Below are 17,274 nucleotides of genomic sequence, written 5' to 3'. Positions count from 1 at the left end.
TTCCCAACTACCCGAAGTGATCATGCGTACACGTACCGTGGCGCAAAAATGATCAGCGGGGGAGGCGGAGCAGGAAGCGGATGCCCGGTTCGCCGTCCGGACGGTCGGTGACGTCCAGCGAGCCCCCGTGCGCGGCGGCGATGTCGCGCGAGATCGACAGCCCGAGCCAGGTCCCGCCCGCGTCGCGGTGCCGGCCCGCCGACAGCCGGGAGAAGCGCTCGAAGAGCCGCTCGCGGTCCTCCCGCGGCATGCCGGGCCCGTCGTCGTACACCTCCATGACCGCCTCGTCGCCGTCCGCGCGCACGGTGACCACGACGGTCGACTCGGCGTGCCCGTCGGCGTTGTCGATCAGGTTGGAGAGCAGCCGGCCGAGCTCGGCCCGGCCGCCGCGCACGACGACGGGCTCGTCCGACTCGACGTGGACGCGGGTGCGGCGCGGGCGGCGCAGCACCTCCTGGTCGGCCAGCTCGCCGAGCTCGACCGGCTCGTTCGCGGCCTCCTGCTGCGACTCCAGCCGGGCGAGGGCGAGCACGTCGTCCAGCACGGACTGGAGCCGCTCGGCGTTGCGCAGCACGGCGTCCAGCGTCTCGCGCAGGTCGGGCGCGTCCGGGTCGGACAGCGCCAGCTCCAGCTCCGTCCGCAGCCCGGTGAGCGGACTGCGCAGCTCGTGCGAGACGTCGGAGACGAAGCCGCGCAGGCGCGCGACGGCGTGTTCGAGGCGGTCCAGCGTCGCGTTGACGCTCTCGGCGAGGCGGGCGATCTCGTCGCGGCGCGGCGGGGACGGCACGCGCCGTTCGAGGTCGGTCGCGGTGATCTCGTCCAGCTCGGCCCGGATCGCCTCGACGGGACGCAGCGTGCGGCCGGCCGAACGCCACGTGCCGTACCCGACGGCCCACGCGATGCCGGGCACCATCAGGCCGAGCGCCGCGCCGAGCAGGGGCCGCGGCACCCAGCCGGGCGCGGGCGCGAGGGTGTAGACGTTGCGGCGGAACGGCCCCTCGCCGACGCGGTAGACGACCACGAGGTGGCAGCCGCCGCCCGGCGCGTCGAGGTGGCAGGCCCGCCCGGTGCGGCGGTCGTCGCGGGGACCGGGCTCCGGGAAGTCCACCGGCCCGCGCCCGGCCATCCGCCGCGTGGACGCGACGACCCGGTGGGCGGCGTCCACGACCTGGATGAGCTCGCCCTCGCCGGTGACGATCAACGGGGCGAGGCGGCCCTCCCGGACCGTTCCGGCGACCCTGCGGCCGGCGTGCTCCAGCCGGTCCTGCACGGTGTAGGCGGTCTGCCACCGCACCAGCAGCATCACCAGGGCGTACAGCACGACGGCGAACAGCCCCGAGACCAGCACCGCCGTCGCCGTGACCCGGACGCGGATCGCCGGGTCCCGCCACCACCGCTTCACCGCGCGGACGTGTCGGGGCGCGGGCTGGCGTGGTTCACGGCGTTCTCCCTGCTGGCGTTCCTTCCTTGCGGTGCCGGGGGACCCCGCGAGCCTACGTCGCGGCGCCCGCACTTCCGGGGCGGACACTCCGAGAACGCGCGTGCCGGCCCGCTGTTCCCCCGCCGGCGGGGTGCGGCGGGGGCCGGACGGGACCGGCGGGGCCGCCCGTCAGTCGCTGTCGAGGCCCCAGCGGGTGCGGATCGCGCGGTCGACCACGCCGAAGAGCTGGTCGATGACGATGCCGATCAGCAGGATCACGATCATGTACGAGATCATGTCGGCGGTCGCGTTCAGCTCCCGGGCCTGGGACAGCAGCACGCCGAGCGAGGTGGTGTCGCCGATGATCACCAGCAGCTCGCCCGCCATCAGGCTGCGCCAGGCGAACGCCCAGCCCTGCTTGAGCCCCGCCACGAACGACGGCAGCGACGCGGGCATGATCAGGTGCCGGTACAGGTTCGCGCCCCGCAGGCCCATCACCTTGCCCGCGCGCAGCAGGATCGGCGGCGTGTAGTCGACCCCCGCGATCAGGCCGTTGGCGATGGACGGCGTCGCGCCGAGCACCACGACGAACAGGATCGCGCTCTCGCTGAGCTGGAACAGCAGGATCGCGAGCGGGAACCACGCGATGGACGGCATGGTCTGGAGCCCGGTGATCAGCGACCCGAACGCGCGGCGCAGGATCCGCGACTGCGACACCAGTGCGCCGACCAGCACCCCGGCCAGGATGGAGACGGCGAAGCCGATCAGCGCCCGCTGCATGGTGAGCGCGACGGCCTCCCAGAACCGCCCGCTCGTGAGCTGGTCCCACAGGACGGGCAGCGTGTCGGCCGGGCCGGGCAGGACGTAGCTCTCCTTCCAGCCGCTCCACACGACAGCCTGCCAGGCCAGCAGCGCGATCCCGACGGCGGTGACCATCGGCCACAGCGCCGACCACACGCGCAGCAGCGGGTTGCGGCGGGCCCCGGCGGCCAGTTCCAGGGCGTCCAGCCCGGCGATCTCGCGGTCGAGCCGTTCGGGCGCGGCGGTGTCATGCGCCATGGCGTCCGACCTCCTCGCGCAGCCTGTCGGTGATGGAGGCGGCGAGCGATGCCACCTCGGGGGAGTCGATCCGGCGGGGCCGCGCCATCGGGACGGGGAACTCCCGCACGACCCGGCCGGGACGGCTGGACAGCAGCACCACGCGGTCGCCGAGCCGGACGGCCTCGCGGACGTTGTGCGTGACGAACAGCACGGTCAGGCCGCGCTCGCGCCAGATCCGCTCGATCTCGTCGTGCAGCAGGTCGCGGGTCATGGCGTCGAGCGCGCCGAACGGCTCGTCCATGAGCAGCACGGTGCCGTGGTCGTCGGCGCCGGCGGTGAGGGCGAGCGCGCGGGCGAGCGCGACGCGCTGGCGCATCCCGCCGGAGAGCTGGTGCGGGCGCTTCCTGGCGAAGCCGCCGAGGTGGACGCTGTCCAGCAGCTCGGCGGCGCGGTCGCGGCGGTCCTGGCGCGGAACGCCGCGCATCTTCAGCGCCAGTTCGAGGTTGGCGGTGACGGTCAGCCACGGGAACAGGGCCGGCTCCTGGAACATCAGCGCCACCCGGGCGCCGCCGAGGTCGATCGTTCCGGCGCTCGGCCCGTCCAGTCCCGCGACGAGGTTGAGCAGGGTGCTCTTCCCGCAGCCCGAGGCGCCCAGCAGGCACACGAACTCGCCCGGCGAGACGTCCAGGTCCACCTGGTCGAGCGCGAGCAGCGCGGTGCCGCCCGAGCCGAACATCTTCGAGACGCCCGTCAGCCGGACCGCGGGCGCGGTCCGGCTGGGGACGGCCTTGACGGCCTGTGTCATCTGTCGCTGACCTGTGCCTTTCCGCCTGCCTTCAGGACGTCGTTGAGGGGGCCGAGGTCGTAGATCCCGTCCAGGTTCGTCTTCTCCAGCAGGCCGATCTCCTCGGCGTGCCGCGCGCCCTCGGTCAGCGAGTTCGCCACCGGGTCGGTGGTGAACTGGATCTCCTTGAACGCCGAGTCGAGCACGTCGGCCTTCAGGGGCTTGCCGCTCAGCTTGGCGAGGGCCGCGTTCACCGTCTGCTTCGCGCCCGCCTGGTCGGAGTTGAGGTAGTCGGTCGCCTCGACGACGCCTCGCAGCAGCTTCTTGACCTGCTCGGGATGCTTCTTCTGGAAGTCCTGCCGGACGATGAGGTTGGTGATGACGAACTTGCCGCCCGGCCACAGCGACTTCTCGTCCAGCAGCTTCTTGCCCTTGCTCTCCAGGACGAGCCGGGACGCGAACGGCTCGGGCACCCACGCGCCGTCGATGGCGCCCTGCGCGAACGCCTGGAGCGTCGTCGCGTTCTCCTGCGGCATCACCTTGACGTCGCCGCTGCCGTCCTTGTTGGCCGTGAGGCCGTTCTTCTTGAGCCAGTAGCGGATCGCGACGTCCTGCGTGTTGCCGAGCTGCGGCGTGGCGATCTTCTTGCCCTTGAGGTCCTGGACGCCGCGGATGCCGGGCTTGACGACGAGCGAGACGCCGCCGGACGCCGCCCCCGAGATGATCTTGATGGCCTTGCCGTGCGACTTCGACCACGCGTTGATGGCCGGGTTCGGCCCGACGAACGTGGCGTCCACCGCGCCGGAGAACACGGCCTCGACCGCCGCCGGGCCCGCGTTGAACGTCGCGGTCTTCGGCGCGGCGCCGAGGTGCTTGGCGAAGATGCCCTTCTCCACGCCGACGAGCGCCGTCGCGTGGGTGACGTTGGGGAAGTAGCCGAGCTTGAGCCGGGCGTCCGAGCCGCCCTCGCCTCCGTCGTCACCGCAGGCCGTCAGCGCCCCCGCGCCGGCCAGGACGATCAGGGCTGCGGCGGCGGTCCGCCGGCGGAACCTGCGATGCATTGTCAGCATTCCCTACTAATCAAGTCGGTTTGACGTGGTCAGTAGATAATGTAGGTAATGCCTTCGTCAAGTCGCCTGCTCGGCACGGGTTCGTGGCACTCGTCCCGGTTGCGTCCGGCGTGCCAGTTGGGCGGCGCGGAGACGGCACGGATAGGCTCGGGGGCTGTCGTCCCGCGCGCGTGGCCCGACCGGCCCGCGCGCCCGTACATGTGACCTACAGGGAGCTGCCCGTGTCGTCGATCGAGGCCGTCCTCGCCCGGGAGATCCTGGACTCCCGCGGCAACCCGACCGTCGAGGTCGAGGTGCTGCTCTCCGACGGCACCGAGGCCCGCGCGGCCGTGCCGAGCGGCGCGTCCACCGGCCAGTTCGAGGCCGTCGAGCTGCGCGACGGCGGCGAGCGCTACAACGGCAAGGGCGTGCGCGAGGCCGTCAAGGCCGTCAACGAGACCATCGACGAGAAGCTCGTCGGCTACCCCGCCACCGAGCAGCGGCTGATCGACCAGCTCCTCGGCGACCTGGACGGCACGCCCGCCAAGTCCAAGCTCGGCGCCAACGCGATCCTCGGCGTCAGCCTCGCCGTGGCCAAGGCCGCCGCGGGCTCGTCCGACCTGCCGCTGTTCCGCTACGTCGGCGGGCCCAACGCGCACCTGCTGCCCGTTCCGATGATGAACATCCTCAACGGCGGCGCGCACGCCGACACCAACGTCGACGTCCAGGAGTTCATGGTCGCCCCGATCGGCGCCGCGACGTTCTCCGAGGCGCTGCGGTGGGGGGCCGAGACCTACCACGCGCTGAAGGCCGTGCTGAAGGAGAAGGGCCTGAACACCGGCCTCGGTGACGAGGGCGGCTTCGCACCCGACCTGCCGAGCAACCGCGACGCGCTCGACCTCATCCTGGAGGCGGTCCGCAAGGCCGGGTTCACGCCCGGCCGCGACATCGCGCTCGCCCTCGACGTGGCCGCCACCGAGTTCCACGACGGCGGGCGCTACACCTTCGAGGGCACCGAGCGCTCGGCCGCCGACATGGCCGCCTACTACGGCGACCTGCTCGCCAACTACCCGCTGGTCTCCATCGAGGACCCCCTCGACGAGGAGGACTGGGACGGCTGGGCGCACCTGACCGGCGAGATCGGGGACCGGGTCCAGATCGTCGGCGACGACCTGTTCGTCACCAACCCCGAGCGGCTCTCCCGCGGCATCGGCTCCGGCGCCGCCAACTCCCTGCTGGTCAAGGTCAACCAGATCGGCACCCTCAGCGAGACGCTCGACGCCATCTCCCTCGCCCAGTCCAACGGCTACCGCTGCATGATGAGCCACCGCTCCGGCGAGACCGAGGACACCACGATCGCCGACCTCGCCGTCGCCACCAACTGCGGCCAGATCAAGACCGGCGCGCCCGCCCGCAGCGACCGCGTCGCCAAGTACAACCAGCTCCTGCGCATCGAGGAGCTGCTCGACGACGCCGCCCGCTACGCCGGGGCCTCGGCGTTCCCCCGCTTCGACGCCCAGGGCTGATGGCGCGGGGCGACTCCGGCGGCACCCCCCGGGGCGACGGCTCCCCGGGGGGCGGCTCCCGCCGCGCCAACCCGGCGCTGACCAGCCGCGCCGCGATCCTCGCGGTCGTGGTCTGCGCGATCGCGCTCAGCCTCGCCTACCCGGTGCGGGAGTACATCGCCCAGCGCCAGGAGATCGCCTCGCTGGAGCACAAGGAACGCGTCGCGCGAAAGCAGGTGGAAGAACTCTCCCAACGCAAGCAGCAACTGGGAGACAAGTCGTACATTGAGCGGGAGGCGACGCGACGGCTCCACTACTGCCGGCCCGGGGTGAAGTGCTACATCGTCCTCGACGGCGGCGGGGGGAACGGGGAGCAGAAGCGGCAGGGCGGCCCGGCGAGCCGGCCGCCGTGGTACGAGACGCTCTGGCGGTCGGTGGAGGCCGCCGACCGGGCGCGCTGAGCGGGCGCGCCGGGGCGCGCACGCGCCGCGCGCCGGCGCCCGGCCGTACCGGCCGGGGGGAGCACGACGGCGGGCCCGAGCGGTCCGCGGGTGGGGACGAACGATGATCGACGAACGCGACACGGCCGCGGTCGCGGCCCAGCTCGGCCGCGAGCCGCGCGGCATCAGGTCGGTGGCGTACCGCTGCCCGTGCGGGCTGCCCGCGGTGATCGAGACGGCGCCCCGGCTCCCGGACGGCACGCCGTTCCCGACGCTGTTCTACCTCACCTGCCCGAAGGCGGCGTCCGCGATCGGCACCCTGGAGGGCGACGGCCGGATGCGCGGGATGCAGGAACGGCTCGCCGAGGACCCCGGCCTGAAGGCCGAGTACGCCGCCGCGCACGCCGACTACCTGCGCCGCCGCGACGAGGCCGCCGCGCAGGACGGCATCGAGCCGCTGCCCCCCGGCACCCAGAGCGCGGGCGGCATGCCCGAGCGCGTCAAGTGCCTGCACGCCCTCGTCGCGCACGAGCTGGCCGTCCCGGGCGTCAACCCGTTCGGCCGCGAGGCGCTGGACGACCTGCCCGAGTGGTGGCGCTCCGGCCCCTGCGTCCACGTCGACGCCCTCCCGCTCTCCGACGATCCCGACCCCGAGGAGAACCAGTGACACGCGTCGCCGCCATCGACTGCGGGACCAACTCGGTCCGCCTCCTGATCGCCGACGTCGCCGGCGGCGAGGACGGCGGGTCGCTCACCGACGTCGAGCGCCGCATGGAGATCGTCCGGCTCGGGCAGGGCGTGGACGAGACCGGCCGGCTCGCGCCCGAGGCGCTGGAGCGCACGTTCGCCGCGATGCGCGGCTACGCCGGGCTGATCGAACGGCACGGCGCCGAGAAGGTCCGGGTCGTCGCGACCAGCGCGACCCGCGACGCCGCCAACCGGGCCGACTTCGTCGGCGGCGTGGTCGAGATCTTCGGGGCCGTCCCCGAGGTGATCACCGGCGACGAGGAGGCGCGGCTGTCGTTCACCGGCGCCACCCGCGAGCTGGCCGCGCTGCGCCCCGCCCGCCCGTACCTGGTGGTCGACATCGGCGGCGGCTCCACCGAGTTCGTGCTCGGCAGCTCCTCGGTGCAGGCGGCCCGGTCGGTCGACATCGGCTGCGTCCGGATGACCGAGCGGCACCTGCGCGACGGCGACCCGCCCTCGCCCGAGCAGGTCGCCGAGACCGTCGCCGACATCGACACCGCGCTCGCCGCCGTCCGGGAGGCCGTCCCGGTGGACGAGGCCCGTACTCTGGTCGGCCTCGCCGGGTCCGTCACGACGGTCGCCGGGATCGCGATGGACCTGCCCGCGTACGACCCGGCGCGCATCCACCTGTCGCGGATCACCGCGCTCCAGGTGCACGAGGTCACCCGCGACCTGCTGCGCGCCACCCGCGAGGAGCGCGCCGCGCTCGGCGTCATGCACCCCGGACGCGTCGACGTGATCGGCGCGGGCGCGCTGATCCTCGACCGGATCATGCGCGAGTACGGCTTCGGCGCGGTCGTGGTGAGCGAGCACGACATCCTCGACGGGATCGCCTGGTCGCTGGAGTAGCCTCCGGTCCCGCTACCCCTTGAGCCGGGACAGCAGCTCCGGGATCAGCACCGCGTTCGGGTTCTGCTGCGGGACGTACAGCACCGGCGACGAGCCGCTCGACTGCTGGATCCAGACCCGGCCGTTCTCGACCGTCGCGCCCGAGATCGCCGACCAGCTCAGCGAGACCCGGTTGCCGCGCACGCCGCCCGGGTGCACGGTCAGCCCCTGCGCCACGTCGATCGACTCGCCCGCGCGGACCCGTCCCGCCAGCTCGGCCGTCAGCCGCGCCTCGGCCTGGGCGCGGCACAGCTCGACGAGCCGCAGCCAGATCTGCTCGGGGTCGCCGACCTGCGCGGTGGCGGGCTCCAGCACCACCTCGACGCGCGGCCCGCCCTGGAACGGGTGCCGTCCCACCTGGAAGATCCACTGGACGCCGGAGCCGTGGCCGTAACCGGACGGCAGGTGCGCGGCCCAGTACGCCACCCACTCCACGTGCGGCCACGCGAGCGAGGCGTTCCCGTACGCGACGGCCTGCTCGTCGGCGTGCAGCAGCAGCCCCCGCACGGTCGCGTCGAGGGCGGGGACGGCCGGGCGCCCCCAGCCCTGCGGGCCGTACGGCTGCCGCCGCCGCGGCGGCCCGGCCCCCCGGGGCGGCTCGGGGTTGAGGTGGTCGGTCCACGTGCGGCCGTCCCACCACCGCAGGCTCCCGGTGCCGTAGGGGTCGGGATACCAGCCGGGTCGCGACAACGTCTGCCTCCGCTCGCACGGGGTGCCGGACACCCGCCTCCCCGACCGGCGAACCGCATCGTACCGACCCGGGACCCGCGGGACCACGGGCCGCACCCGCGCTGGCCTGCCCTGGCCCGCCCCGGCCCCCGTCCCGGTCCGGGGCCCTTGACTCCGTGCGAGGATCGGGGGATGGCCACTCCGAACGCCCCTTTCGTACCGCCCGGAACCGGCTGGCCCGAGGACCCCGCCGCCCCGGACACGCCCGTCGCGCGCGGGCCGCGCGAGGCGCTGGAGCTGGCGGAGAAGGCGCCGGACCTGGACGAGCTGTGCGCACGGCAGTCGGTGTGCCGCGCCTGCCCCCGCCTGGTCGCGTGGCGGGAGAAGGTCGCGGTCGAACGGCGCCGGGCGTTCGCGGGGGAGGAGTACTGGGGACGGCCCGTGCCCGGCTGGGGCGATCCCGAGCCGTCCATCCTCATCGTCGGCCTCGCCCCCGCCGCGCACGGCGGCAACCGGACCGGGCGGATCTTCACCGGCGACCGCTCGGGCGACTGGCTGTTCGCGTCGCTGCACCGCGTCGGGCTCGCCGCGCAGGCCACGAGCGTGTACGCGGGCGACGGGCAGCGGCTCATCGGCGCGCGCGTCGCCGCGACCGTCCGCTGCGCCCCGCCCGACAACAAGCCCACCCCGGACGAACGGGCCGCGTGCCTGCCGTGGCTGGCCGCCGAGGTCGCCCAGGTCACGCCCAGCGTCCGGTGCGTCGTGTGCCTCGGCGGCATCGCCTGGCAGGGCGTGTGGCCCGCGCTGAAGCAGGCCGGGTACGACCTGCCGAGGCCGAGGCCGAAGTTCGGCCACGGCGCCGAGATCCTGCTGCCCGCGCTGCCGTCCAGCGAACGGAGCGACCCGGTCCTCATGCTCGGCTGCTACCACCCGAGCCAGCAGAACACCTTCACCGGCAGGGTGACCGAGGCGATGCTCGACGGCATCTTCGAACGGGCCCGCGACTACGGCCGCTGAGCCCGCCGCGGGCGCCGGGCGGCGGTTGCGGCGTGCGCCGTTCCGGCGGCCCCCGGGACGGCGGCACGCCGCAAGCGTGCGGGCGCCGGTCGTGCGGGCGCCTGTGGAGGCCCGGCGGCGGGGCAGGGCCATGGCCAAGCGGAGCGGGTCGTCGCCCGGCCGCTTGGCGCCCCCGTACCGGCCCTGTCCCGGCCGCCTTCGGTGTTACATCCCATGAGATGCCGGAGTGGACGGAGTTGTTCGGCACCGGCTGGGGGTTTTCGTGTGATTGATCGCTCATGCGGTAGACACGGGTGAAGCGGGTATCGGACCCGGCATGGCTTCCGAGCACACCGCGGACCCCGTCACGCCCCCGGACCCGAGCACCCGCCCCGCCGCCCCCGGCGGGCCCACCCGCATCCTGATCCTCGGGGGCGGCTACGTCGGCATGTACACGGCGCTGCGCCTCCAGAAGCGGCTGCGCGGCGAGCTGCGGCGCGGCGAGGTGACCGTCACCGTCGTGGACCCCCAGTCGTACATGACCTACCAGCCGTTCCTCCCGGAGGCGGCGGCCGGCAACCTCGAACCCCGGCACGTCGTCGCCCCCCTGCGCCGGGTGCTGCGGCGCTGCACGCTGCTGAACGGCGAGGTGACCCGGATCGACCACGCCTCCCGTACGGTCACGGTCCGCCCGGCGGGCGCCGGCGGCCCCGGCGTCGAGGAGCGCGAGGTCGGGTACGACCGGCTCGTGGTCGCGCTCGGATCGGTGTCACGGACGCTGCCCATCCCCGGCCTCGCCGAGTGCGGGATCGGCTTCAAGACCGTGGAGGAGGCCATCTACCTCCGCAACCACGTCCTGCACCAGATGGACGTCGCCGCGTCCAACCCCGGCGACCTGGAGGTGCGGCGGCGGGCGCTGACGTTCGTGTTCGTCGGCGCCGGGTTCGCGGGGATCGAGGCGCTCGCCGAGCTGGAGGACATGGCCCGCGACGCCTGCCGGTGGTATCCGAACATCGAGGCCAAGGACATGCGCTGGATGATGGTCGAGGCGAGCGACCGGATCCTGCCCGAGGTCGGGCCCGAGATGGGCCGCTGGACGGCGGAGGCCCTGCGCGCCCGGGGCATCGAGATCAAGATGAACACCCTGCTGAAGTCGGCCGAGGGCCGCCACGTCGTGCTCAGCGACGGCGAGGAGTTCGACGCCGGGACGCTGGTGTGGACGGCCGGGGTGAAGCCGCACCCTGTCATCCGCCGCAGCGACCTGCCGGTGGACGACAAGGGCCGGATCACGTCCACGCCCGAGCTGACCGTCGAGGGGCTGGACGGCGTCTACGCGGCGGGCGACAACGCCGCCGTGCCCGATCTCACCGACACCGGCGACTTCACCGCCCCGAACGCCCAGCACGCCGTGCGGCAGGCGAAGCGCCTCGGCGACAACATCGTCGCCGACCTGCGCGGGAAGGGCCGCAAGCCGTACGTGCACGCCTACGTCGGGTCCGTGGCGGGCCTCGGCCTCCACAAGGGTGTGGCGAATGTCTACGGTGTGAAGCTCCGTGGGATTCTCGCCTGGTTCATGCACCGCACATACCATCTGTCTCGGATGCCGACGGCGAACCGGAAGATGCGGGTCACCGCCGACTGGACGCTCGCGCTGTTCTTCCGGCGCGAGATCGTCTCGCTCGGCGAGCTGGAGTGGCCCCGCCAGGAGTTCGAGCTGGCGGCGGGCCGGCGGCCTCCGGGCGGCACCGGCGGCGCCGGCGGTGCCGAGGGCGCCGACGGGAACGGCGAGAACGGCGAGGACGACGGGGCCGGCTGACCGGCAGAGAGGAAGGTGCGGCGGGCGATGCACGATGGAGTCGCCTCCCGGCTGGCCCCGCTGCTCACCAAGATCATGCTCGGCGAGGACGCCGGCGCGGCGGGCGACCTGCCGATCCGGGTCCGCGCCTGGGACGGCAGCGCCGTCGGCCCGCCCGGCGCGCCCGCGTTCGTCATCCGGCACCGCCGCGCGCTGCGCCGGATGCTGTGGAAGCCCGGCGAGATGGGCCTCGTCCGGGCGTACGTCGCGGGCGAGCTCGACATCGAGGGCGACGTGTTCGCCGCGCTGGGCGCCGTCCAGCGGGTCATGCGCAGCGGCGACGAGCCGATCCGGCTGAGCAGCGACGACAAGCGCGACATCGTCCGCACGGCGGTGACGCTCGGCGCGGTCGGGCCCGAGCCGAAGCCGCCGCCCGAGGAGTTCGCGCCGGGCCGCGGCGACGGCGCGGAGGGCCCGCTCGGCGCGTCCGCCGCGTTCTTCGCCCGGCTCCTCGGCCCCGGCCTGCCGCACGGCACCGGCCTGTGGGACGAGGCCGTCGACCTTGAGGAGGCGCAGCGCGCCGCGATCGCGTCCGTCACCGGACGGCTCGGGCTGTTCCGCGGCGCCCGCGTCCTGGACCTGAGCTGCGGGTGGGGCGAGTTCGCGTGCCACGCCGCCGAGCAGCACGGTGTCCGCGTGATCGGCCTCGCCCGCACCGCCGACCAGGCCGAGCACGTCCGGCTCCGGGCGGAGGAGGCCGGGCTCGCCGACCGCGTCGAGGCGCGCGGCTGGGACCTGGCCGCCGCGGGCGACGGGCCGTACGACGCGATCGTGGGCCTGGCCGGCGTCGAGGCGCTGGAACGTCCCACGGACCGGCTGTACGAGCTGCTCGCCCCGGGCGGGCGGCTGCTGCTCCAGCAGCCGGTCCGCCGGCCCGGCCCGCACCGGATCCGGCGCACGTTCACCACCAGCTACATGTTCCCCGAGGACGGCCGGCTGCGGCCGCTCGGCGAGATCGTCGGCGAGCTGGAGGAGGCCGGGCTGGAGGTGCGCTGGACCGACGCCCTGCGCGAGCACCACGCGCGCACGCTGCGGGCGTGGGCGGCCAACCTCCAGCGGCACTGGACCGAGTGCGCCGAGCTGGCCGGGCCCGGCCGCGTCCGGGTGTGGCTGCTCTACCTCGCCGCGTCCGCGCTGGCCTGCGAGAGCGGCCGGATCGGCGTGCACGAGGTCTGCGCGGTCCGCCGGGACCGGGACGGCCGCGCGGGCGCCACCCTGGTCGAGGGGCAGGCCATCGTGAGCCGCTGAGCCGCTGAGCGGCTAGGTCCGCTGAGTCGCTGGGCCGCGCCTCTTCCCGCCGTCCGGGCCGTGGCCGGGAAGATATCGTGTCCGGTATTGACCCGGTGGTTCCACGGCGCCCGTTCGGGTGGGCTCGATTTGGAACAAATGCGGTCTCATTCGAATATCCGACGGCGGAACGCCGAATGCCCCACCGGTATGATTGCGCCCGCCCCTGTAGCCCAATGGCAGAGGCAGGCTCCCTAAAAGAGCCAATGTGTCGGTTCGAGTCCGACCAGGGGCACCACCGCCGGCCGGCGCCCGCGCGCGGGCGCCGGCCGCGAGCGCCGACGGCCGCCCGCGCCCCGTTCGGGGCCCGCGGGGAAGCGCACGCCATGATCCTTTCCGCGCGGTTTCCTGAACGCTTCCTGCAAGCCTCCTCGCGGACGCCGCGCCGCGTCCCCGCCCCCGTTTAGACTGGCGCAAAGGTCCGCCACAGTGGAGGCTCCGATGGAGAGCAGAAACCCGGCGTTCCGGGGTAACGCCTTCGGGCGCGGGTCCGGCGCCTACGGCGCGCCACCGCCGCCCCCACGGCCGTACGACATGTACGGCGCCGAACGCGGGGCGCCCTACCAGGCGCCGCCGGCGCCGCCGGCCACCAGGCCGATGACGATGGACGACGTGGTCGTCCGCGGCTTCCTCACCCTGCTCACGCTCGTCGCCACGGCGGCGGTCGCCTGGGTGGCGGTGCCGACGCGGCTCGCGCTGCCGGTGCTGGCGGTCGCCGTGATCGCCGAGATCGGCATCTGGGCGTTCATCGCGTTCGGCCGCAAGGCCAACGCGCCGCTGGTCATCGCGTTCGCGGCGGTGTACGGGGTCGTGGTCGGGCTCGTCAGCCACGCCTACAACGACGTCTACAACGGCGTGGTCATGCAGGCGGTGATCGGCACCGCGCTCGCGTTCGGGGCGACGCTCGCCGCCTACTCGCTGCGCATCGTCCGGGTGACGCCGAAGTTCGCGCGGTTCGTCATCGCGGCGGCGCTCGGGCTGATCGGGCTGATGCTGGTCAACCTGGTCGTGCAGGTCTTCGGCTCGGACAGCGGCATCGGCATCCGCGACGCGGGCAACCCGCTCGCCTACGTGTTCAGCGTGGCGGCGATCCTCGTCGGCTGCTTCTTCCTGCTGCTCGACTTCGACTCGATCGAACGCGGCGTGCAGGGCGGGGCGCCGGAGAAGTTCGCCTGGTACTGCGCGTTCGGGCTGGTGCTCAGCCTGGTGTGGATCTACCTGGAGATGCTGCGCCTGCTGTCGTACTTCTACGGCGGGCGCGACTGAGCGCTCCCGCCGCGCGGCTCCCGCCCTCCGGGCAGGGCGCCGACAACGCGATCAGCCCCTCGCCGGGACGTCCGGCGGGGGGCTGATGGTTGCGGGGACCGGCTCGGGACCGGAGTCGCGACGCTCGGCGTGGCGACGGCGGGGGTCATCCATCGGTCGGCCTGGTCCGGGCAACACGCGCGAAGTCGGTGTCGAGGCCCATCAGTAGTGGCGTTCGCGGCGGGTCCGCTCGTGCTCGCGCACGAGCGCCGCGGCGTAGCCGTGGGAGAGGTTGTGCTCCTCGGCCAGCCAGTTGCTGCGTTCTTCGCAGCGCAGGAACGACGGGCCGTTCTCGATGGTGGTGAACCACTCGGGGATGTCACGTCCTGTGACCTTCGGAATGCGTGCGATGAGCTTGGTGTGCGTCTCCGGCGAGTGGTTCAGTGACAATTGGCACCTCCAGGTCGCGGGGCTCTTCCTGCCGACTCTGCAACAGCGACCCGGATGTGACAACCCCCTGACGCGAACCTATCCATCACGTAACGTAGATCGTTGGTAACGGCCGTGTCCTCGGGGAAACGCGCAGGTGGCCCGGCGGGGCGCGGAGCGCGCCGCCGCACGGGCCGGCCGCCCTCCCCGCCACACCGCCACCACCTGCGCGTAAGGGTTCCGGGCCGCGAGGTCAGCTCAGGCGCTCCAGCACCATCGCCATGCCCTGGCCGCCGCCCACGCACATCGTCTCCAGGCCGAACTGCTTGTCGTGGAACTTCAGCCCGTTGAGGAGGGTGGAGGTGATCCGGGCGCCGGTCATGCCGAACGGGTGCCCGACCGCGATCGCGCCGCCGTTGACGTTCAGCTTGTCGAGGTCGATGCCGAGGTCCTCGGCGGACGGCAGCACCTGCGCGGCGAACGCCTCGTTGATCTCGACCAGGTCGATGTCGTCGATCGTCATCCCGGCCCGCGCGAGGGCCTGCCGGGACGCGCCGACCGGGCCGAGGCCCATGATCTCGGGGGACAGGCCGGTGACGCCGGTCGACACGACCCGCGCGAGCGGGGTGATGCCGAGCTCGGCGGCCTTGGCGTCGCTCATGATGATCACGGCGGCGGCGCCGTCGTTCAGCGGGCAGCAGTTGCCGGCGGTGACCGTTCCGTCGGGCCGGAACACCGGCTGGAGCTGCGAGACCTTCTCGTAGCTCGTGCCCGGCCGGGGGCCGTCGTCCTTGGCGACCACGGTGCCGTCGGGCAGCGTGACCGGGGTGATGTCCTTCTCCCAGAACCCGTTGGCGAGGGCCTTCTCGGCGAGGTTCTGCGAGCGGACGCCGAACTCGTCCTGCGCCTGGCGGCTCACGCCGCGCATGGACGCCACGTTCTCGGCGGTCTGGCCCATCGCGATGTAGACGTCGGGCACCCGGCCGTCCTCGCGCGGGTCGGTCCACGCGGGCGCGCCGCCCTCGGCGGCCTTGGCGGTACGGGCCTCGGCGTCGGCGAAGACCGGGTTCTGGGTGTCGGGCAGCCCGTCGCTGCTGCCCTTGGCGAACCGGCTGACGGTCTCCACGCCGGCCGAGACGATCACGTCGGCCTCGCCCGCCTTGATCGCGTGCAGCGCCATCCGGGTCGTCTGGAGCGAGGACGAGCAGTAGCGCGTGATCGTGGCGCCGGGCACGTTGTCCCAGCCGAGCAGCACCGACACGACGCGGCCCATGTTGTAGCCCTGCTCGCCGCCGGGCAGGCCGCAGCCGAGCAGCAGGTCGTCGATCTGGTCGGGGCCGAGCTGCGGCACCTTGGCCATCGCGGCCTGGATCATCTGGACGGTGAGGTCGTCGGGCCGGATGTCCTTCAGCGATCCCTTGAAGGCGCGGCCGATCGGCGAGCGCGCGGTGGCGACGATGACTGCCTCGGGCATTGGGGTCTCCCTGTCTGGACGACGTCTGAGGTTGTGTCCCAGCGACCTGTCTCGGCGACGGTCCTGCGACCGGACGCCCGCCGTCGCGGGGACGGTTACTCGCCGGTCACAAAGCAATCTAGCCGCTGTGCCCCGCGGCCGTACACGCCGGGCCCCGAGATTGTTGACAGCACGTCCAATAAGTGTCGACTTACCCCGGTGGGAGCCGTGGCGGCCGTCCCGGACGCCCGTTGTGGCGGGTCCCGTTCAGGCCGCGCCGGACTGCGCGGCGGGCGGTACGGTCCCGGCGGACGCCCCGCCGGCCGCCTCGGCGCCGCCGGCCGGACGGCGGCGCAGCAGGGTCGCCCACCGGCCGCGCGGCCCGCGCTCGCGGCCCGCCACCCGCGTCGCGGCGACCTCCGTGCCCGGCTCGCCCGCGGCCTCGGCCGCCGCGAGGTAGACCGGCAGCACGCCCTCGCCGCGGCGCGCGTCGGGCAGCGTCTCGAACTCCGGCTCCAGCCCGAGCGCCGCCGCGATCGACGGCAGCACGGCCGCCGCGGCGGCGGCGTAGCCCCGCGCGGACGGGTGGTAGCGGTCGGCGCTGAACATCTCCAGCGGGTCGGCCGCGAACTCCCGGCCGAGCAGGTCGCCGAGCGACACCGAGCGCCCGCCCCGTTCGACCACCGCGACGGTCTGGACGGCGGCGAGGCGGCGGCCGGCGCTCCGCGCGATCCAGCGCAGCGGCTGCATGACGGGCTTGACCGCGCCGAGGTCGGGGCAGGTGCCGACGACGACCTCGCAGCCCGCGGCGGCGAGCCGTCCGACCGCCTCGCCGAGGTGGCGGGCGGACTCGGCGGGGTTGACCCGGTTGGTCACGTCGTTCGCCCCGATCATGATCACCGCGATCTCGGGCCGTACCCGCAGCGCCCGCTCCACCTGCCCTTCGAGCGCCTGCGAGCGGGAGCCGGACTGCGCCACGTTGGTCAGCCGGACGGGCCGTCCCGCGATCGCCGACAGCCCGTGCGCGAGCATCGCCGCCGGGGTCTCCTCCGGCGCGCCCACCCCGAGCCCGGCGGCGGTCGAGTCGCCCAGCACCGCGAACGACAGGGGCGGACCCGGCAGCGCCGCGCCGTACAGCCCGTCCGCGACGGGCGGATCGCCGTTCGGCGTCGCGAGGATGATCCTGCGGGCCAGCCGCGCCTCGACCATGACCAGCCCCACGGTGAGGCCCCGAGCGCGGTGATCCCGCCGCCCCCGTAGGCCGCGGCCGTCGCGACGCGGCGTGCCGTCAGCGCTCTCAGCATCGTTCGCCTACCCTCCGTGCCCGCCGGGGCGTGCCCCTGACACCGGATAGATGCCCCCGCTTCCATTCTGGGCTACCGTCTGGAACGGGAATCTATCCGAACCCGCATCCCCGTCCCCGGCCGTACCTACGGGTTGAACAGGGATGCAACACGCTGATACCG

At 73.7% G+C, this 17,274-nt stretch carries 15 protein-coding genes, 1 tRNA gene and 1 pseudogene; 9 read left to right on the top strand and 8 right to left on the bottom strand.

The window, feature by feature from the left end; translation table 11 throughout:
• Positions 1-52 precede the first annotated feature (52 nt).
• From GEV43_RS07990 to GEV43_RS07975, 4 genes are all read right to left on the bottom strand, one after another.
• Positions 53-1,402: a HAMP domain-containing sensor histidine kinase gene (locus GEV43_RS07990; RefSeq protein ID WP_309239518.1), complete on the bottom strand. Its 1,350-nt coding sequence runs from the start codon at positions 1,400-1,402 to the stop codon at positions 53-55.
• A gap of 207 nt (positions 1,403-1,609) precedes the next feature.
• On the bottom strand, positions 1,610-2,479 hold the full coding sequence (locus GEV43_RS07985) for an ABC transporter permease (RefSeq protein ID WP_160820130.1): 870 nt from the start codon (positions 2,477-2,479) through the stop codon (positions 1,610-1,612).
• Complete coding sequence (locus tag GEV43_RS07980) at positions 2,469-3,266, bottom strand: ABC transporter ATP-binding protein (protein ID WP_160820129.1); 798 nt, start codon at positions 3,264-3,266, stop codon at positions 2,469-2,471. The genes GEV43_RS07985 and GEV43_RS07980 overlap by 11 nt, the downstream gene beginning before the upstream one ends.
• Complete coding sequence (locus GEV43_RS07975) at positions 3,263-4,306, bottom strand: ABC transporter substrate-binding protein (RefSeq protein ID WP_160820128.1); 1,044 nt, start codon at positions 4,304-4,306, stop codon at positions 3,263-3,265. Before GEV43_RS07975 ends, GEV43_RS07980 begins: the two co-directional genes overlap by 4 nt.
• Before the next feature lie 230 nt (positions 4,307-4,536).
• On the opposite strand from GEV43_RS07975, the gene eno reads away from it, so the two are divergent.
• The 4 genes from eno to GEV43_RS07955 all read left to right on the top strand — a co-directional run bounded on the left by eno (position 4,537) and on the right by GEV43_RS07955 (position 7,835).
• Positions 4,537-5,820 (top strand): phosphopyruvate hydratase, encoded by a 1,284-nt coding sequence (eno, locus tag GEV43_RS07970; protein WP_160820127.1) that lies wholly within the window; start codon positions 4,537-4,539, stop codon positions 5,818-5,820.
• Positions 5,820-6,260: a septum formation initiator family protein gene (locus tag GEV43_RS07965; protein WP_160820126.1), complete on the top strand. Its 441-nt coding sequence runs from the start codon at positions 5,820-5,822 to the stop codon at positions 6,258-6,260. Before eno ends, GEV43_RS07965 begins: the two co-directional genes overlap by 1 nt.
• 103 nt (positions 6,261-6,363) lie before the next feature.
• Entirely contained in the window at positions 6,364-6,906 is a 543-nt protein-coding gene (locus GEV43_RS07960; RefSeq protein WP_160820125.1) for a DUF501 domain-containing protein, read from the top strand.
• Positions 6,903-7,835, top strand: coding sequence for a Ppx/GppA phosphatase family protein (locus GEV43_RS07955; protein ID WP_160820124.1), 933 nt, complete (start codon positions 6,903-6,905; stop codon positions 7,833-7,835). The genes GEV43_RS07960 and GEV43_RS07955 overlap by 4 nt, the downstream gene beginning before the upstream one ends.
• 12 nt (positions 7,836-7,847) lie before the next feature.
• Here the strand turns inward: GEV43_RS07955 and GEV43_RS07950 are convergent, their stop codons facing one another.
• Complete coding sequence (locus GEV43_RS07950) at positions 7,848-8,597, bottom strand: DUF2510 domain-containing protein (RefSeq protein ID WP_160820123.1); 750 nt, start codon at positions 8,595-8,597, stop codon at positions 7,848-7,850.
• A gap of 138 nt (positions 8,598-8,735) precedes the next feature.
• Here GEV43_RS07950 and GEV43_RS07945 point away from each other — a divergent pair, with 138 nt between their 5' ends.
• The 5 genes from GEV43_RS07945 (at position 8,736) to GEV43_RS07925 (ending at position 13,947) form a co-directional block, all read left to right on the top strand.
• Positions 8,736-9,560, top strand: a complete 825-nt coding sequence (locus tag GEV43_RS07945; RefSeq protein WP_160820122.1) for a uracil-DNA glycosylase — start codon at positions 8,736-8,738, stop codon at positions 9,558-9,560.
• Between the two features lie 316 nt (positions 9,561-9,876).
• The gene (locus GEV43_RS07940; RefSeq protein WP_160820121.1) at positions 9,877-11,355 is read left to right on the top strand and encodes an NAD(P)/FAD-dependent oxidoreductase; all 1,479 of its coding nucleotides are present in this window, start codon (positions 9,877-9,879) and stop codon (positions 11,353-11,355) included.
• A 27-nt stretch (positions 11,356-11,382) separates the two neighbouring features.
• The gene (locus GEV43_RS07935; RefSeq protein WP_160820120.1) at positions 11,383-12,642 is read left to right on the top strand and encodes a class I SAM-dependent methyltransferase; all 1,260 of its coding nucleotides are present in this window, start codon (positions 11,383-11,385) and stop codon (positions 12,640-12,642) included.
• A 201-nt stretch (positions 12,643-12,843) separates the two neighbouring features.
• Positions 12,844-12,919 (top strand) — tRNA-Leu (locus GEV43_RS07930).
• 203 nt (positions 12,920-13,122) lie between these two features.
• A complete protein-coding gene (locus tag GEV43_RS07925; protein ID WP_160820119.1) occupies positions 13,123-13,947 on the top strand; it encodes a Bax inhibitor-1/YccA family protein in 825 nt (274 codons plus the stop codon).
• Positions 13,948-14,148: 201 nt separating this feature from the next.
• Here the strand turns inward: GEV43_RS07925 and GEV43_RS07920 are convergent, their stop codons facing one another.
• The 3 genes and pseudogenes from GEV43_RS07920 to GEV43_RS07910 all read right to left on the bottom strand — a co-directional run bounded on the left by GEV43_RS07920 (position 14,149) and on the right by GEV43_RS07910 (position 17,112).
• Positions 14,149-14,376 carry a DUF4287 domain-containing protein gene (locus tag GEV43_RS07920; protein ID WP_160820118.1) on the bottom strand — a complete coding sequence of 76 codons (228 nt, stop codon included), beginning with the start codon at positions 14,374-14,376 and terminating at the stop codon, positions 14,149-14,151.
• Between the two features lie 232 nt (positions 14,377-14,608).
• The gene (locus GEV43_RS07915) at positions 14,609-15,829 is read right to left on the bottom strand and encodes an acetyl-CoA C-acetyltransferase (RefSeq protein ID WP_160820117.1); all 1,221 of its coding nucleotides are present in this window, start codon (positions 15,827-15,829) and stop codon (positions 14,609-14,611) included.
• Positions 15,830-16,075: 246 nt separating this feature from the next.
• Positions 16,076-17,112, bottom strand: a pseudogene (locus GEV43_RS07910) (SGNH/GDSL hydrolase family protein).
• Between the last annotated feature and the right edge of the window lie 162 nt (positions 17,113-17,274).

It is taken from the genome of Actinomadura sp. J1-007 (genome assembly GCF_009793335.1).
Taxonomy (GTDB): Bacteria; Actinomycetota; Actinomycetes; order Streptosporangiales; family Streptosporangiaceae; genus Spirillospora; species Spirillospora yumaensis.
Note: the sequence above shows the minus strand (reverse complement) of the source record. Positions and strands in the feature narration are given on the sequence as shown.

Coding starts and splice junctions, on each gene's coding strand:
- GEV43_RS07960 (WP_160820125.1), top strand. CDS start 6,364: ATGATCGACGAACGCGACACGGCCGCGGTCGCGGCCCAGCTCGGCCGC.
- GEV43_RS07940 (WP_160820121.1), top strand. CDS start 9,877: ATGGCTTCCGAGCACACCGCGGACCCCGTCACGCCCCCGGACCCGAGC.
- GEV43_RS07985 (WP_160820130.1), bottom strand. CDS start 2,479: ATGGCGCATGACACCGCCGCGCCCGAACGGCTCGACCGCGAGATCGCC.
- GEV43_RS07975 (WP_160820128.1), bottom strand. CDS start 4,306: ATGCATCGCAGGTTCCGCCGGCGGACCGCCGCCGCAGCCCTGATCGTC.
- GEV43_RS07965 (WP_160820126.1), top strand. CDS start 5,820: ATGGCGCGGGGCGACTCCGGCGGCACCCCCCGGGGCGACGGCTCCCCG.
- GEV43_RS07935 (WP_160820120.1), top strand. CDS start 11,383: ATGCACGATGGAGTCGCCTCCCGGCTGGCCCCGCTGCTCACCAAGATC.
- GEV43_RS07945 (WP_160820122.1), top strand. CDS start 8,736: ATGGCCACTCCGAACGCCCCTTTCGTACCGCCCGGAACCGGCTGGCCC.
- GEV43_RS07915 (WP_160820117.1), bottom strand. CDS start 15,829: ATGCCCGAGGCAGTCATCGTCGCCACCGCGCGCTCGCCGATCGGCCGC.
- GEV43_RS07980 (WP_160820129.1), bottom strand. CDS start 3,266: ATGACACAGGCCGTCAAGGCCGTCCCCAGCCGGACCGCGCCCGCGGTC.
- GEV43_RS07925 (WP_160820119.1), top strand. CDS start 13,123: ATGGAGAGCAGAAACCCGGCGTTCCGGGGTAACGCCTTCGGGCGCGGG.